At 68.9% G+C, this 15,786-nt stretch carries 12 protein-coding genes and 1 tRNA gene; 6 read left to right on the top strand and 7 right to left on the bottom strand.

The genetic code is table 11. The annotated features are described in order from the left end of the window. Nucleotides 1–103: 103 nt before the first annotated feature. Complete coding sequence (locus tag RA210_RS11580; RefSeq protein WP_236574724.1) at nt 104–745, top strand: eCIS core domain-containing protein; 642 nt, start codon at nt 104–106, stop codon at nt 743–745. A 4-nt stretch (nt 746–749) separates the two neighbouring features. Here RA210_RS11580 and RA210_RS11585 read toward each other — a convergent pair whose 3' ends face one another. Further along, complete coding sequence (locus RA210_RS11585) at nt 750–1,244, bottom strand: SixA phosphatase family protein (RefSeq protein WP_201486549.1); 495 nt, start codon at nt 1,242–1,244, stop codon at nt 750–752. A 70-nt stretch (nt 1,245–1,314) separates the two neighbouring features. Beyond that, complete coding sequence (locus RA210_RS11590) at nt 1,315–2,874, bottom strand: sigma-54-dependent transcriptional regulator (protein ID WP_201486550.1); 1,560 nt, start codon at nt 2,872–2,874, stop codon at nt 1,315–1,317. A 275-nt stretch (nt 2,875–3,149) separates the two neighbouring features. On the opposite strand from RA210_RS11590, the gene RA210_RS11595 reads away from it, so the two are divergent. Further along, nucleotides 3,150–4,355, top strand: coding sequence for an amino acid aminotransferase (locus tag RA210_RS11595; protein ID WP_201486551.1), 1,206 nt, complete (start codon nt 3,150–3,152; stop codon nt 4,353–4,355). A gap of 198 nt (nt 4,356–4,553) precedes the next feature. On the opposite strand, the gene RA210_RS11600 is transcribed toward RA210_RS11595, so the two are convergent. Next, the gene (locus RA210_RS11600) at nt 4,554–5,939 is read right to left on the bottom strand and encodes an amino acid permease (protein ID WP_201486552.1); all 1,386 of its coding nucleotides are present in this window, start codon (nt 5,937–5,939) and stop codon (nt 4,554–4,556) included. 231 nt (nt 5,940–6,170) lie between these two features. Continuing rightward, nucleotides 6,171–7,631: a sodium-dependent transporter gene (locus RA210_RS11605; RefSeq protein WP_136488331.1), complete on the bottom strand. Its 1,461-nt coding sequence runs from the start codon at nt 7,629–7,631 to the stop codon at nt 6,171–6,173. A 590-nt stretch (nt 7,632–8,221) separates the two neighbouring features. Here RA210_RS11605 and xdhA point away from each other — a divergent pair. From xdhA to xdhC, 3 genes are read left to right on the top strand one after another with little or no spacing between them, the layout of a single operon-like run. Next, the gene (gene xdhA, locus RA210_RS11610; RefSeq protein ID WP_201486553.1) at nt 8,222–9,676 is read left to right on the top strand and encodes a xanthine dehydrogenase small subunit; all 1,455 of its coding nucleotides are present in this window, start codon (nt 8,222–8,224) and stop codon (nt 9,674–9,676) included. Continuing rightward, nucleotides 9,669–12,014, top strand: coding sequence for a xanthine dehydrogenase molybdopterin binding subunit (gene xdhB, locus RA210_RS11615; RefSeq protein ID WP_201486554.1), 2,346 nt, complete (start codon nt 9,669–9,671; stop codon nt 12,012–12,014). The genes xdhA and xdhB overlap by 8 nt, the downstream gene beginning before the upstream one ends. Further along, on the top strand, nt 12,011–12,826 hold the full coding sequence (gene xdhC, locus RA210_RS11620) for a xanthine dehydrogenase accessory protein XdhC (protein WP_201486555.1): 816 nt from the start codon (nt 12,011–12,013) through the stop codon (nt 12,824–12,826). Before xdhB ends, xdhC begins: the two co-directional genes overlap by 4 nt. A 12-nt stretch (nt 12,827–12,838) precedes the next feature. Here the strand turns inward: xdhC and RA210_RS11625 are convergent, their stop codons facing one another. Then, on the bottom strand, nt 12,839–13,042 hold the full coding sequence (locus RA210_RS11625; RefSeq protein WP_201486556.1) for a hypothetical protein: 204 nt from the start codon (nt 13,040–13,042) through the stop codon (nt 12,839–12,841). A gap of 139 nt (nt 13,043–13,181) precedes the next feature. Here RA210_RS11625 and guaD point away from each other — a divergent pair, with 139 nt between their 5' ends. Then, the gene (gene guaD / locus RA210_RS11630; protein WP_201486559.1) at nt 13,182–14,471 is read left to right on the top strand and encodes a guanine deaminase; all 1,290 of its coding nucleotides are present in this window, start codon (nt 13,182–13,184) and stop codon (nt 14,469–14,471) included. Nucleotides 14,472–14,477: 6 nt separating this feature from the next. Here the strand turns inward: guaD and RA210_RS11635 are convergent, their stop codons facing one another. Together RA210_RS11635 and RA210_RS11640 are read right to left on the bottom strand one after the other, a co-directional pair. After that, nucleotides 14,478–15,275 (bottom strand): FRG domain-containing protein, encoded by a 798-nt coding sequence (locus RA210_RS11635; RefSeq protein ID WP_201486557.1) that lies wholly within the window; start codon nt 15,273–15,275, stop codon nt 14,478–14,480. A 156-nt stretch (nt 15,276–15,431) separates the two neighbouring features. Then, nucleotides 15,432–15,518: transfer RNA gene (locus tag RA210_RS11640), tRNA-Leu, on the bottom strand. Between the last annotated feature and the right edge of the window lie 268 nt (nt 15,519–15,786).

The raw sequence follows: 15,786 nt of genomic DNA on the forward strand, positions 1-15,786 counted from the left end.
CCGCAACCAACCTGCGTCGCCACGGTCAAACCGCTCGTAGCACAATGGGCGCAGCGCTGGCCAAAGCCGCGCCGCCGACCGCGACCATCCTCGAGAGTGTCCCTTGCCTGCCGTCCTCCTGCGCCACCTGCTCATCCCCACCCTGCTCCTGACAGCCGGCAGCGCCTCTGCCGGGCTGGCATGCCCGGCCGGGCAACACGAGCTCTGCGTGCTCACCTGCTTCTGCGCTCCCGGCAGCAAGGAGGACATGGGCGAGCTCTACGACGGCGTCGGCCAGATGGCCGCCGCGGGGCTGGAAACCTGGCTGGTGGAGTCGCGCAACACTGCGGCCGCCGGCAACCTGCAGCCGATCCCGCTGCATATCCGCGCCCAGCTGGAACCCTACTTCGACATGCAGGTGCTGGAGATCGCCCGCTACAAGGTCGGCGACGACACCGAGTTCAACGCGGCCAACACCATGTTGCAGAACCCTGACGTGGAAGCGGTGACCCTGATCGACATCATCGTGTTCCGCAGCGAGAAGGACGCCCAGGACAACGTCGCGCTCTGGGCGCACGAGCTCAAGCACGTCGAGCAGTACCTGCAATGGGGCGTGGCCGAGTTCGCCCGGCGCTATACCCGCGACTACGACAGCGTCGAGGCGCCGGGCTATGCGATGCAGCGCAAGGTGGCGCAGGCACTGCGCGCCAGCACGGCTCCCGTCAGGCCGGCAACGCCGTCACCGGCGCCGGCCGGCAAGCCCTGAGCCCCTACGCCTTGTCCTTCTTCGGATAGTCGATCCGCACCTTCGCCGGCTCGCAGTGGCCGACGTCCAGCCATGCCTTGGTATCGAAGCGCAATTCGACGACGGCACAGGTCGGCAGCCGGGCAATCTCCTCGGCCAGGCGCTGGGCCAGCTCGGCCAGCTCGGGGTTATGGCCGACCAGCATCACCCGCTTGCAGCGGTCGTCGAGGCCGTGGATGACGGCGAGCAGGTCGTCGGCCGGGCAGGCATACAGCCGCTCGTCCAGGCGGATGTCGCCGCGCCGATAGCCGAGCGCCCTGGCCAGGGCCTCGGCCGTGGTCCGCGCGCGCAGCGCCGGGCTGGAAAGGATCAGGTCGGGCAGCACCTCGCGCCTGGCCAGACGCCTGGCCATCTTCGCCAGATCGCGCCAGCCGCGCTCGGCCAGCGGACGTTCGCGATCGTCCAGGCTGGGGTCGTCCCAGCTCGACTTGGCGTGACGCACCAGGAACAGCGTCTTCATGGCTCTCCCCCCAACCTCGACCGGCCTCGACTCAAGCTAGCCCAGCGCCGGCGACCTGCAAGGGCAAGGCTCAGCTCTTCTCCGCGCCGATGCCGTACTGGCGCAGCTTGTTGGCGATGGTGGTGTGCGACACGCCGAGGCGCTTGCCGAGCTGGCGGCTGCTCGGGTGGTCGCGGTACAGGCTTTCCAACACGGCCTTCTCGAAGCGCCCGACGATATCGTCGAGGCCGCCGTCCAGGCTGAAGGCGCCCAGCGGCTGCGGCGCATCGTAGTCGGGCAGGCGGATGTGCTCGGGCCTGATCAGCTTGCCGTCGGACAGTGACACCGCCTGGAACAGCACGTTCTCCAGCTGGCGCACGTTGCCCGGCCAGTGGTAGTGGCGCAGGCGCTCCAGGGCGCGCGGAGCGAGCTGCGGCAGCGGGCAGCCGATCTGCCGGCTGGCCTGGTCGATGAAGTGCGCGGCCAGCGCATCGAGGCCGTCCAGGCACTCGCGCAGCGGCGGGATCAGCAGCGACAGCACGTTGAGGCGGTGGTAGAGGTCGCTGCGGAACTCGCCGCGCGCGCACAGCGCCGAGAGATCCTGCTGGGTCGAGCAGATCACCCGCACGTCCAGGTAGACCTCCTCGTCGCTGCCGACCCGGCGGAAGCCGCCGTCCTGCAGGAAGCGCAGCAGCTTGCCCTGCAGGCGCGGGCTCATCTCGCCGACGCCGTCGAGGAACAGGGTGCCGCCGGCGGTCAGCTCCAGCAGGCCCAGCTTGCCCTCGGGGCGGGCGCCCTCGAAGGCGCCGGGGCCGTAGCCGAACAGCTCGGTCTCGGCCATCGACTCCGGCAGGCCGGCGCAGTTGAGCGCCATGAACGGCGCCTTGCCGCGCGGGCTGGCCAGATGGCAGGCGCGCGCCAGCAGCTCCTTGCCGGTGCCGGTCTCGCCCTCGATCAGCAGCGGCGCATCCAGCGGCGCCATGCGCCGCGCCTCGCGGACCACCGCGGCGAGCACCTTCGAACTCTGGAAGATGCTGTCGAAGCCGCGCAGTTCCTGGCGGCGCACGTTGTAGATGTGCTCGCCGATGCGGTCGGCGCGCTGCAGGGTGAGCACCGCGCCGGCCAACGCCTCGCTGTCCTCGCCCTCGGCCTGCAGCGGGGCGATGTCGGCGAGGAACACGTCGCCCCTGACCTTGACCCGCAGGCCGTTGATCCGCGCCTTGTTGGCGCGCACCAGCGCCGGCAGATCGAAGTCCTCAGCGTAGCGCGCCAGGGCGATGCCCGGCACCTCGTCGACGCGCACGCCGAGCAACTGGGCGGCAGCGCGGTTGGCAGCGACGATCTGCCCAGCCATGTCCACCGACAGCACCGGGAACTCGAGGGCGCCGAGCAGCGCATTGAGCTCCAGGTTGCGCCGCTCGCTGGGCATCAGGCCGACCCGCTGGATGCCGAACACCCCGGGAATGGCCTCGAGCTTGGGACGCAGGGACTGGAACTGCAGGTTGATCAGGTTGGGACAGAGCAGGTAGATGGCGTTGCCCTGCTCGCCGCCCACCTCGCCGCGGGCGACGTTGACGCCGTAGTCGACCAGCAGGTCGAGGATGTCGCGCAGGATGCCTACGCGGTTCTGGCAGTGAACCTTGAGACGCATGGAAAAGCCCGGTTTGTGCTTGTTGTCGGGACGGTGAGCGCCTGGCGGCGCATTCTTGCGTCAAGAATATGTGACAAGCCGGACGGATGAAAGCCCCTGAAGGCCGCCAGCGGCGGGCAATAGCCCCGCTCCGTAACGCCGGCATTACAGACGCGCCGCTGCCACGCCCGGCGCCCGCCCCTGCCCCGGCTGCGCATGCCCGCTCCTTGCGGTATCCATGGCGCCGACAACGCCAAGAAGAGGCCGCACCGCCGGCCCACTGCAGAGGAACATCCATGAGTCACTTCCAGTCCGTCGCCCGCGTGCCCGGTGATCCGATCCTCGGCCTGATGGAGGCCTTCCGCGCCGATCCCAGCCCGGCCAAGCTCGACCTCGGCGTCGGCGTGTACAAGGACGCCCAGGGCCGCACGCCGATCATGGCGGCGGTCAAGCTGGCCGAGCAGCGCCTGCTGTCCAGCGAGACCACCAAGGGCTACACCAGCGGCCACGGCGACGCCGAGTTCGGCGAGCTGCTGCTGCGCCTGGTGCTCGGCCAGGACTCTCCGCTGCTGGCCGGTCAACGCGGCGGTCAACGCGCCGGCACCACCCAGACCCCGGGCGGCACCGGCGCCCTGCGCCTGACCGCGGACTTCCTCTACCACTGCCTGCCGGGGCGTGGCATCTGGCTGAGCGACCCGACCTGGCCGATCCACGAAACCATCTTCGCCGAGGCCGGCCTGGCGGTGCACCACTATCCCTACGTCGGCGCCGACAACCGCCTCGACGTCGAAGGGATGCTGGCGGCCCTGGAGCAGGTGCCGAGTGGCGACGTGGTGCTGCTGCACGCCTGCTGCCACAACCCCACCGGCTTCGACCTGTCGCGCGACGACTGGTACCGGGTGCTCGACGTGGTGCGCCGCCGCGAGCTGCTGCCGCTGATCGACTTCGCCTACCAGGGCTTCGGCGACGGTCTGGAGGAGGACGCCTGGGCGGTGCGCCTGTTCGCCGCCGAGCTGCCGGAACTCTTGATCACCAGCTCCTGCTCGAAGAACTTCGGCCTGTACCGCGAGCGCACCGGCGCGCTGATCGTCTGCGCCGCCGATCACGACAAGCTGCTCGACGTGCGCAGCCAGCTGGCCTCGCTGGCCCGCAACCTGTGGTCGACCCCGCCGGCCCACGGCGCCGCGGTGGTCGCCGCGATCCTCGGCGACCCGGTGCTGTCGCTGCAGTGGCAGACCGAGCTGGACGCCATGCGCGAGCGCGTGCTGCGCCTGCGCCACGGCCTGGTCGAGGCCCTGCAGCCGTTCGGCCTGGCCGAGCGCTTCGCCCACATCGCCGTGCAGCGCGGCATGTTCTCCTACACCGGCCTCAGCCCCGAGCAGGTACGCCGCCTGCGCGAGGAGTCCAGCGTGTACATGGTCGGCAGCGGCCGCGCCAACGTCGCCGGCCTCGACGAGCAGCGCCTGGGCGAGCTTGCCGCGGCCATCGCCCGCGTCTGCTGAGAACCTGCCCACGATCTGCTGCGCGTCGGCCATGCTGCGTTGAACTCGGTCTCGGAATGCTCATTTGCACCCAGCAAACTCCGCTTCCTCGACCGAGTTCGCCTTGCCTGGCTCTAGCTCGCGAGATCGTGAACAGGTTCTGCCTCTCGTAACGAAACGGGGCGCCCACAGGCGCCCCGTTTCGCTTTCCCCTCCACCTCAGCGGCGCGCCAGCGCCAGCTTCAGGCGATAGCCGCCCCAGATCAGCAGCAGCCACACCGGGATGGCGTAGACCGACAGGTTGATCCCCGGGATCTGCAGCATCACCCCCAGGATCAGCAGCACGAAGGCCAGGCACAGGTAGTTGGCAAACGGATACCAGAATGCCGGGAAGCCCGGCTGCACGCCTTCGCGTACCTTGCTGGCGCGGAACTTGAGGTGCGAGTAGCTGATCATCGCCCAGTTGATCACCAGCGCCGCCACCACCAGCGACATCAGGATCTCCAGCGCGCCCTTGGGCAGCAGGTAGTTGACCAGCACGCACAGCAGGGTGATCAGCGCCGACACGGCGATGGCCAGCACCGGCACGCCGCGCCTGTTGAGGCGCATGAACACCCGCGGGGCATCGCCCTGCTCGGCCAGGCCGTAGAGCATCCGGCTGTTGCAGTAGACGCCGCTGTTGTACACCGACAGCGCCGCGGTCAGCACCACGAAGTTGAGGATGTTCGCCGCCGCATCGCTGCCGATCAGCGCGAAGATCTTCACGAACGGACTGCTGCTGTAGGGATCGCCGGCGGCGCTGAGGGTCTGCAGCAGCGCATCCCAGGGATACAGGCAGAGCAGCACGGTCAGCGCACCGACGTAGAAGATCAGGATGCGGTAGACCACCTGGTTGATCGCCTTGGGAATCACCTTGCGCGGCTCGGCCGCCTCGGCGGCGGTGATGCCGACCAGCTCCAGGCCGCCGAAGGAGAACATGATGAAGGCCAGCGCCATCACCAGGCCGCCGACGCCGTTGGGGAAGAAACCGCCGTGCGCCCACAGGTTGCTGACCGCGGCCTGCTCGCCGCCGGCGCCGCTCAGCAGCAGGTACAGGCCGAGGACGATCATGCCGATGATCGCCACCACCTTGATGATGGCGAACCAGAACTCGGCCTCGCCGAACATCTTCACGTTGGTCAGGTTGATCGCGTTGATCAGCACGAAGAACGCCGCCGCCGTGGCCCAGGTCGGCACCTCCGGCCACCAGAACTGGATGTACTTGCCCACCGCGGTCAGCTCGGCCATGCCCACCAGGATGTACAGCACCCAGTAGTTCCAGCCGGAGAGGAAGCCGGCGTAGCCGCCCCAGTACTTGTGGGCGAAGTGGCTGAACGAGCCGGCCACCGGCTCCTCGACGATCATCTCGCCGAGCTGGCGCATGATCAGGAAGGCGATGAAGCCGGCGATGGCGTAGCCGAGGATCATCGACGGCCCGGCGGTCTGCAGGACCCCGGCCGAGCCGAGGAACAGGCCGGTGCCGATGGCGCCGCCCAGGGCGATCAGCTGGATGTGGCGGTTTTTCAGGCTGCGCTGCAGCTCGCCCGAATGCGGGTGGGTGTCCATGGTCTGGCGTCCCTCAGGATGGAGATCGGCGCCGCAACGGCCTCGTGGGCCGACGCGCCGGAGTGATTCACGTCGGGTGAACGGGTTGCCTGCGCCTGCCGGCTACAAGCATGGTCGAGCGCGGTCGTTTTGCCACGACCGGCGCAAGGGGCGCGCAGTATAGCGGCGCCCCGGAAATGACAGAACCCGGCACGAGGCCGGGTTCCGGGGTTACCACGAAGGGGCGCAGGCTCAGCGCGCGGCGAGCTCCAGGCGCACGCGCGGCACGAACGCCTCGCCGAGCACGGCCAGGGCACCGATGGCGCCGGCGATCCAGTACCAGCGCTCCAGCGGGTCGAAGCCCAGCCAGCCGAGGGCGTGCAGGAACACCATGACGATCATCACCGGGCTGACGTAGCGCACCATGAACAGCCACAGGGCGTAGCCGGCATTGGGCAGCTGCAGCTCGTCGCGCATGATGTCGCTGCGCAGGCAGTAGCCGGCAAGGATCACCATCAGGATGCCGCCCAGGGGCATCATCCAGCGCGAGGTCACGTAGTCCAGGCCGTCGAACAGGGTGGTGCCGAACAGCTTCCACTCGGCGCCGACGTTGAACGACAGCATGGCCAGCAGGCTGATCACCAGCAGCACCACGCCCGAGCCGATGGCGGCGCGACCGCGACTGATGCCGTGCTTCTCGTTGAGGTAGGCGACCACCGCCTCGATCATCGAGATGGCCGAGGTCAGCGCGGCGACCGAGACCATGGCGAAGAACAGCACGCCGAACACGGTGCCCAGCGGCATCTGCTGGAAGGCCAGCGGCAGGCTCATGAAGATCAGGCCGGGACCGGCGCTCGGGCTCATGCCGTTGGCGAAGATCACCGGGAAGATCGCCAGGCCGGCGAGCAGCGCCACGCAGGTGTCGGCGATGGCGACGACGATGGAGGTACGGGTGATGGACTGGCCGTCCGGCAGGTAGGAGCCGTAGGTCAGGATCGCGCCGGAAGCCAGGCTGAGGGTGAAGAAGGCGTGGCCCAGGGCGGCCAGCAGTGCTTCGCCGGTGATCTTCGAGGCGTCGAAGGTGAACAGGAAGTCGAAGCCCTGGCTGAAGCTGCCGCTGGTCCAGGAGTAGCCGACCAGCACCAGCAGCATCACCGCCAGGCCCGGCATCATCCAGCGGAAGGCCTTCTCGACGCCGGCCTGCACGCCCTTGCCGACGATCCAGATGGTCAGCAGGGACACCACGATGCTCCAGCCGCCCAGCTGCCAGGGATTGGCGTTGTGCGCCTCGAACACGCCGGCCAGCGCATCGACGCTGGTGGCGGCCAGGGAGCCGTCGACCATCTTCCACGTGTAGGCGAAGGCCCAGCCGGCCACCACCACGTAGAAGCAGAGGATCATGAAGCCGCAGAGCATGGCCATGCCGCCGACCGCCTTCCACAGCGGATGGCTGCCGTTCTCGCGGGCCACGCGGGCGATGGCATCGATGGGACTGCCGCGACCACGGCGGCCGAGGGCGATCTCGGTCATCATCACCGGGATGCCGATGGCGAGGATGCACGCCAGGTACATCAGCACGAAGGCGCCACCGCCGTATTCGCCGGTGATGTAGGGGAATTTCCAGATGTTGCCCAGGCCTACGGCCGAGCCGGTTGCAGCGAGGATGAAGCCCCAGCGGGATTGCCAGAGGTTCTTCGGTTTTTCACGGGACATGCGTCACCTGCTTGTTTTTATCGTGACGAGAAATCACCCGCCACGCTTGTGGTGTGGCGGCATTGGCAAGGCGGATACACCTTAGGTATCGAGGATCGGGATGGATCGGACTGCACCTCCGCTCAGGCACAAGGCCGTGGAGGGCGAGGCACGCTCGGCGCCATAGGGGATGCGCGACTGGCCGCTGGGGTCACATTCGCGACGCGGGGGGAATGCCGGATCGGGGTGAGAGCGTTCATGGCGCCTCCACTTGTTGTTGTTCTGCCGCACGCGGCGATGGGCGCATATCACCCTGTGTGCGCGGCGCGGACAAGAGCCGTCTGCGGCCACGGAGGCGGCGCCAGCCGGGCAAAGTGGCAGCTTTTCCTTACAGATCCGGGAAGCTGCGCCGAATCAGCCTCCCACAGCTCGCCGCGTAACGATTACGTTACAAGCGACTCATCCCGATGCGCTCATGCCCCCGCTCTCCGGCCGGCATCTCTCTGCAGCCGATACCTGACAGGCGGCGTTATTCGAGCGAAAGTAAGGGAAAGGCCTATTCCCGTCGGGACGCTCCCGTCCGGACACGACAAGAGCCTGGGGAGGTGTTCTTGATCCAGTTCCTGCTCAACCGCGAACCGTGCCGCATCGAGCGGCTCGACCCGAACCTCACGGTGTTGCGCTGGCTGCGCGAACAGCGCCGGCGCACCGGCAGCAAGGAAGGCTGCGCCTCGGGCGACTGCGGCGCCTGCAGCGTGGTGGTCGGCGAGCGGGTGGTGGACGACACCGGCTTCGAACGCCTGCGCTACCGGGCGATCAACGCCTGCATCACCCTGCTTTCCAGCCTGCACGGCAGGCAGCTGCTGACCGTCGAGGACCTGCAGCAGGGCGAGCACCTGCACCCGGTGCAGCGGGCGATGGTCGACTGCCACGCCTCGCAGTGCGGTTTCTGCACCCCCGGCATCGTCATGTCGCTGTTCGCCCAGTACAAGAACGCCGCCGGCTTCGAGCGCGAAGCGGCCTGCGCGGCGCTGGCCGGCAACCTGTGCCGCTGCACCGGCTACCGGCCGATCCTGGCCGCCGCCGAGCAGGCCTTGGGCCAGGGCGGCGCGGACCAGTTCAGCGCCCACGAGGCGGACATCCTCGCCCAACTGGCGGCCATCGGCGCGCAGGATACGCCCGAACTGGAGGGCGACGGCGCGCGCTGCCGGCTGCCGCGCGATCTCGACGAACTGGCCGCGCTGTACGCAGCCAACCCCGAGGCGCGCCTGCTGGCCGGCGGCACCGACCTGGTGCTGGAGATCACCCAGCAGCACCGCCGCCTGCCGCTCACCATCCACCTCGGCCAGGTCGAGGAGCTGAAGACTCTCGTCGTCGACGAGGCCGCCCTCGATATCGGCGCAACAGTGCCGCTTACCGACTGCGCGCCGCTGCTGGCCGCCGACTATCCGGACTTCGGCGCCCTGCTCGGCCGCTTCGCCTCGACGCAGATCCGCAACCAGGCCACCCTCGGCGGCAACCTCGGCAACGCCTCGCCGATCGGCGATTGCGCGCCGCTGCTGATCGCCCTCGGCGCCAGCCTGCTGCTGCGCCAGGGCCAGCGGCGGCGGATGCTCCCCCTGGAGGACTTCTTCCTCGGCTACCGGGTCACCGCGCTGCAGCCCGGCGAGTTCATCGAGCGCATCCTGGTGCCGCGCCCGCAGCCGGGCCAGCTGTTCCGCGCCTGGAAGGTGTCGAAACGGCTCGACGACGACATCTCCGCGGTGTGCGCCGCCGTCCACCTGCAGATCGACGACGGCCTGGTGCGCGAGGCGCGCATCGCCTGCGGCGGCATGGCGGCGATCCCCAAACGCGCCACGCAATGCGAGCAGGCGCTGCTCGGCCATCCGTGGAGCGAGACGGCCGTGAAGCGCGCCGCCAGCGCGCTGGAGCAGGACTTCGATCCGCTCGACGACCTGCGTGCCAGCCGCGCCTACCGCCTGCGCGTGGCGCAGAACCTGCTGCGCAAGGCCTGGATCGAGACCAGCCAGCCCGACCTGCCGACCCGGGTGACCGACCATGTCTGACCCTCGCACCTTCGACCCGCAAGCCGAGTTCCGCTCCGCCCTGCACAGCGGCGTCGGCCAGCCGGTGCCCCACGAGAGCGCCGCCCGCCACGTCAGCGGCGCGGCGCAGTACGTCGACAACCGCCTGGAGTTCCCCAACCAGCTGCACGTCTACGCGCTCCTCTCCGACCGGCCGCACGCGCGCATCCTCGGCATCGACACCGCCCCCTGCTACGGCATCCCCGGCGTGGCCTGCGTCATCACCAGCGCCGACGTGCCGGGCGCGCTGGACATCGGCCCGGTGCTGCCGGGCGATCCGCTGCTGGCCGACGGCGTGGTCCAGTACGTCGGCCAGCCGGTGCTGGCGGTGGCCGCCGACAGCCTGGACGCGGCGCGCGCGGCCGCCGCCCTGGCGCTGATCGACTACGAGGATCTGGAGCCGCTGCTGGATATCGAGGAGGCCCTGCGCCGTCAGCAGTTCGTCGCGCCCAGCCACGTCCAGCAGCGCGGCGACGTGGAGGCGGCGCTGGCCAATGCGCACCATCGCCTCGCGGGGCGCCTGCGCAGCGGCGGCCAGGAGCACTTCTACCTGGAAACCCAGGCCTGCGCCGTGCTGCCGACCGAGGATGGCGGCATGCTGGTCCACAGTTCGACGCAGAACCCCAGCGAGATCCAGAAGCTGGTCGCCAAAGTGCTCGGCGTGGCGCTGCACAAGGTCGAGGTGGACACCCGGCGCATGGGTGGCGGCTTCGGCGGCAAGGAGACCCAGGCCGCCGGCCCGGCCTGCCTGTGCGCGGTGATCGCCCGCCTCACCGGGCGGCCGACCAAGATGCGCCTGCCGCGCCGCGAGGACATGCTGATGACCGGCAAGCGCCACCCCTTCCTCAGCGACTACGAGGTCGGCTTCGACGCCGATGGCCGCCTGCACGGCGTGCGTATCGAGCTGGCCGCCGACTGCGGCTACTCGCCGGACCTGTCCAGCGCCATCGTCGACCGCGCCATGTTCCACGCCGACAACGCCTACTACCTGGGCGATGCCCGGGTGACCGGCCATCGCTGCCGCAGCAACCATGCCTCCAACACCGCCTTCCGCGGCTTCGGCGGCCCGCAGGGCATGCTGGTCATCGAGGAGATCATCGAGCGCATCGCCCGCCAGTTCGGTCTCGATCCGCTGGAGGTGCGCAAGCGCAACTACTACGGTACGGATACGCGCAACGTCACCCACTACCACCAGACCGTCGAGCACAACGTGCTCCATGAAATGACCGCGGAGCTGGAGGCGAGCTGCGAGTACGCCCGCCGCCGCGCCGAAATCCGCGCCTTCAACGCGCAGAGTCCGGTGCTGAAGAAGGGCCTGGCGCTGACCCCGGTGAAGTTCGGCATCAGCTTCACCAACAGCTTCCTCAACCAGGCCGGCGCGCTGATCCACGTCTACACCGATGGCAGCATCCACCTCAACCACGGCGGCACCGAGATGGGCCAGGGCCTCAACACCAAGGTCGCCCAGGTGGTCGCCGAGGTGTTCCAGGTCGAGATCGGGCGCATCCAGATCAGCGCCACCAGCACCGCCAAGGTGCCCAACACCTCGGCCACCGCCGCCTCCAGCGGCGCCGACCTCAACGGCAAGGCGGCCCAGGCCGCGGCGCTGACCATCCGCCAGCGCCTGGTGGAATTCGCCGCCAGGCACTGGCAGGAGCCTGAGGAGGCCATCGAGTTCGCGGGCGGGCGGGTGCGCGTCGGCGCGCAGTGGCTCGACTTCGCCGAACTGGCCAGGGCGGCGCACATGGGCCAGGTGTCGCTGTCGGCGACCGGCTTCTACCGCACGCCGAAGATCCACTACGACCGCGAGCAGGCGCGCGGCCGCCCCTTCTACTACTTCGCCTTCGGCGTGGCCTGCGCCGAGGTGGTCATCGACACCCTGACCGGTGAGCACCGCCTGCTGCGCGCCGACATCCTCCACGACGTCGGCGCCTCGCTGAACCCGGCCATCGACATCGGCCAGGTCGAGGGCGGCTTCGTCCAGGGCATGGGCTGGCTGACCTGCGAGGAACTGGTGTGGGACGAGCGCGGCCGCCTGCTCACCGCCGGCCCATCCACCTACAAGATCCCCACCGCCGGCGACGTGCCGGCCGACCTGCGGGTGAAGCTGGTGGAGAACCGCCGCAACCCCGAGGACACCGTGTTCCACTCCAAGGCGGTCGGCGAGCCGCCGTTCATGCTGGCCATCTCGGTGTGGTGCGCGATCAAGGACGCCATCGCCAGCCTCGCCGACTACCGCCTGCACGCCGAGCTGGACGCCCCGGCCACGCCGGAACGGGTGCTGTGGGCCATCGACAAGCTCAGGGAGGCACGCCCATGAACGGCTGGATCGACGCCCTCGCCGAGCTGCACCGGCGCGGCGAGCCGTGCGTGCTGGTGACCGTCATCGAGGAACGCGGCTCCACCCCGCGCAGCGCCGGAGCGAAGATGCTGGTATCCGGCGGGCGCGCCTGGGACAGCATCGGCGGCGGGCACCTGGAATACCGCGCCATGCAGATCGCCCGCGACATGCTGGAGCGCGGCGCGCAGGCGCCGCAGCTGGAGCGCTTCAGCCTCGGCGCCAGCCTCGGCCAGTGCTGCGGCGGCGCCACCGTGCTGCTGTTCGAGCCGCTCGGCCGGCCGCAGGCGCGCATCGCCCTGTTCGGCGCCGGCCACGTCGGCCGCGCCCTCGCCCCGCTGCTCGCCGCCCTGCCCTGCCAGCTGCGCTGGGTCGATGCGCGCGAAAGCGAGTTCCCCGCCGAGATCCCGCCCGGAGTGGCAAGGGTGGTCAACGACGAACCGCTCGAGGAGGTCGAGCGCATGCCGCCCGGCAGCCACTTCATCGTCATGACCCACGACCACGCCCTCGACCTGCAGCTGACCGAAGCCATCCTGCGCCGCGGCGACTTCGCCTGGTGCGGCCTGATCGGCTCGCAGACCAAGCGCGCCCGCTTCGAGCACCGTCTGCGCGAGCGCGGCATCGCCGCCGGGCCGCTCGCGCGGCTGCGCTGCCCGATCGGCCTGCCCCAGGTGAAGGGCAAGCTGCCGATGGAGATCGCCATCGCCGTGGCCGGCGAGATCATCGCCAGCTACAACGGCGATCCGTGCAGTGAACTCAGGGCGACGACGCGGGCCGAGGAGCATCCCGTGTAGCGCGGGAGCGCCCTACAGATCGTCCCAGTGCGGACTGTCGTAGTCCTCGTCCGACACTTCCTCGTCGTCGGGGTCCAGCTCGTCGCGGTCGCCGGACGCGTCCTCCTCATCGTCGAAATCGCCTTCGTCGGCGAACAGCGGCGAGGACTCCTCGTCGTTGTCGAGGTACTGGTCGTGCTCCGGCTCGTAGCCGTCCGCGTCGAAATCGTCCTGCATGATCGCTCCTGTGCATCCCGATATTGAGGGGCGGCCTGTATACGCAGCAGCCCCGCTGACGTCAATCCGGGCAACGGGGTTCCCATGCGACGCCCCGGCCACCATCATGAGCGTAGTGCCACCGCTGAAGGACCACACCATGCACGCCTACCGCGCCGCCCTGCTGCACTGCCTGGCCGACCCGCACGAGGTCGGCGGCGCCGCCTGCGAGTACTTCGCGGACGGCCTGCTGGTCGTCGAGGATGGTCGGGTGAAGGCAATCGGCAATGCGGCCGAACTCCTGCCTGGCCTGCCGGCAGGCGTGGAAGTCAGCGAATACCGCGACGCGCTGATCGTCCCCGGCTTCGTCGACACCCACATCCACTTCCCGCAGGTCGGGGTGATCGGCTCCTACGGCGCCCAGCTGCTCGACTGGCTGCAGACCTACACCTTCCCCGCCGAGGCGCGCTTCGCCGACCCGGCGCACGCCCGCGAGCAGGCGGCGTTCTTTCTCCGGGAGCTGCTGCGCAACGGCACCACCACCGCGCTGGTGTTCTGCACCGTGCACCCGCAGTCGGTGGACGCCTTCTTCGCAGAGGCCGAGCGGCTCGGCCTGCGCATGATCGCCGGCAAGGTGCTGATGGACCGCAACGCCCCTGAGGAGCTGAGCGACAGCGCCGCCTCCGGCTACGACGAGAGCAAGACGCTGATCGAGCGCTGGCACGGCCGCGGCCGCCTGCACTACGCGGTGACCCCGCGCTTCGCCGCCACCAGCACGCCCGAGCAGCTCGATCTGGCCGCCCGCCTGCTGCGCGAGTACCCGGGGCTCTACCTGCACACCCACCTGGCCGAGAACCATGCGGAGATCGCATGGGTGAAGGAGCTGTTCCCCGAGCGCAGCGGCTACCTGGACGTCTACGACCACCACGGCCTGCTCGGCGCGCGCTCAGTGTTCGCCCACGCCATCCACCTATGCGACGCCGAATGCCGGCGCCTGGGCGAAAGCGGCTCGGCGGTGGCCTTCTGCCCGACCTCCAACCTGTTCCTCGGCAGCGGCCTGTTCGACCTGGCGCGGATGGACGCCCACGGCGTGCGCGTCGGCCTGGGCACCGACATCGGCGCCGGCACCAGCTTCTCGGCGCTAGCCACCCTCAACGAGGCCTACAAGGTGCTGCAGCTGCAGGGCCAGCGGCTCGATCCATTCAGGGCGCTGTACCTGGCCACCCTCGGCGGCGCCCGCGCGCTCTATTTGGACGAGCGGATCGGCAACCTGCTGCCGGGCAAGGACGCCGACTTCGTGGTCCTCGACCTCAAGGCCACCCCGCTGCTCGAGCACCGCCTGGCGCAGTCGCGCAGCCTCGCGGAAACCCTGTTCGCCCTGACCATCCTCGGCGACGACCGCGCGGTGCGCGAGACCTTCGCCGCGGGACAGTCGGTGCACCGGCGCTGAAGGAGTTCAGCCGGCCTGGCGCTCGGCGGCCTCGACCTCGCCGGCCCGCGAGTAGAGCTCGAACTGCATGTTGGCGTAGTTGCTGGCGCCGCTGAGGTCGGGGAACAGGGTCAGATGGTTGATGTTCATCTGCTCGAGGCCGCGCAGCACGCTGATGCGCTCGGCGTTGGGCAGGTAGACCTTCTTCAGTACCGCCTTCTTCGAGCCGGCGAACGCCTCGGCGATCAGCGACTCCAGCTCCTCGCCGGACTCCGAGTAAGAGAACAGGCCGTTCTGGCCGATCACCCGCGCATTCTCGTCGGAGTTGGGCGTATAGAAGCGCACCGTACGCGCAAGCCCCGGGCAGCCCTCCACCTCGTTCTTGTTCAGCGACACGATGATGCGCTTGCGGGTGTCGTCCTTGCCGGTATTGGCGAAGGCGAAGAAAGCCGCGGTATAGGGCGAGTGCGTCCAGTCCAGCAACGGCGTCAGCAGCTCGAAGTGCTGGCCGAGCGCCCACCACTCCAGGGGCTCCTCGTACTGCGGCGGGTTGGCGCCACGCTTGCCACGGATCGCCATCTTGAAGCGCTCCAGCTGCTGGCGGCGCAGCTCTTCGGTCTTGGACTTGTCGGCGATCTTGCGATCGATGGTCGACTCGAGCTTGTAGTAGTCCTTGCGATGCCCACGATGGACCCAGCCGCAACCCGGCGAGAAGGCTTCCTGGATGTAGTCGATGAAGAAGTTCCACTTGCGGATGTGGATTTCCTCGATGCCATCCCTGATCCGACTCGAGGTCCAGCGCGGTTGTTGTTGTCCATTGCTCATGGGCGTGCCCCTGACTGCGAAAACCAAAGACGACCATTGACGGCATCGCCGCTGGATATCCAGGCTCAAGCCAGCGAGCCCGGACAACAAAAAACCGGCCGCAAGGGCCGGTTCCTCGGTTTGTCGCACTGCCTTGCAGAGACAGAACGACTTGTATGGTGCCCGGAGCCGGACTCGAACCGGCATGACCTTGCGGCCGAGAGATTTTAAGTCTCCTGCGTCTACCGATTTCGCCATCCGGGCGGTAGCGCGTCGATGTGCCGCCAGCGGCACGGGGCGGACTATATACAGTCGCCCGCCTACGCTGCAAGTTCGGCTGAACTTGCCGGCAAATAAAAAGGTTCTTCGCGGGATCGTGGGGAAGAGCGGATTGACAGACAGGGAAGCAGGTAAATTGGCAGTCGCCAAACACACCAACGCCTGCCCCCTGCTGTCACCGTGCATCCTATTGATCTTGCTGCTTTCTGGCCAGGCTACGACGTTGTAGCCTGCAGCCATTCCGTCGAAAAAA

It is taken from the genome of Pseudomonas sp. OF001, assembly GCF_904426495.1.
In the GTDB taxonomy this organism is placed as follows: domain Bacteria; phylum Pseudomonadota; class Gammaproteobacteria; order Pseudomonadales; family Pseudomonadaceae; genus Geopseudomonas.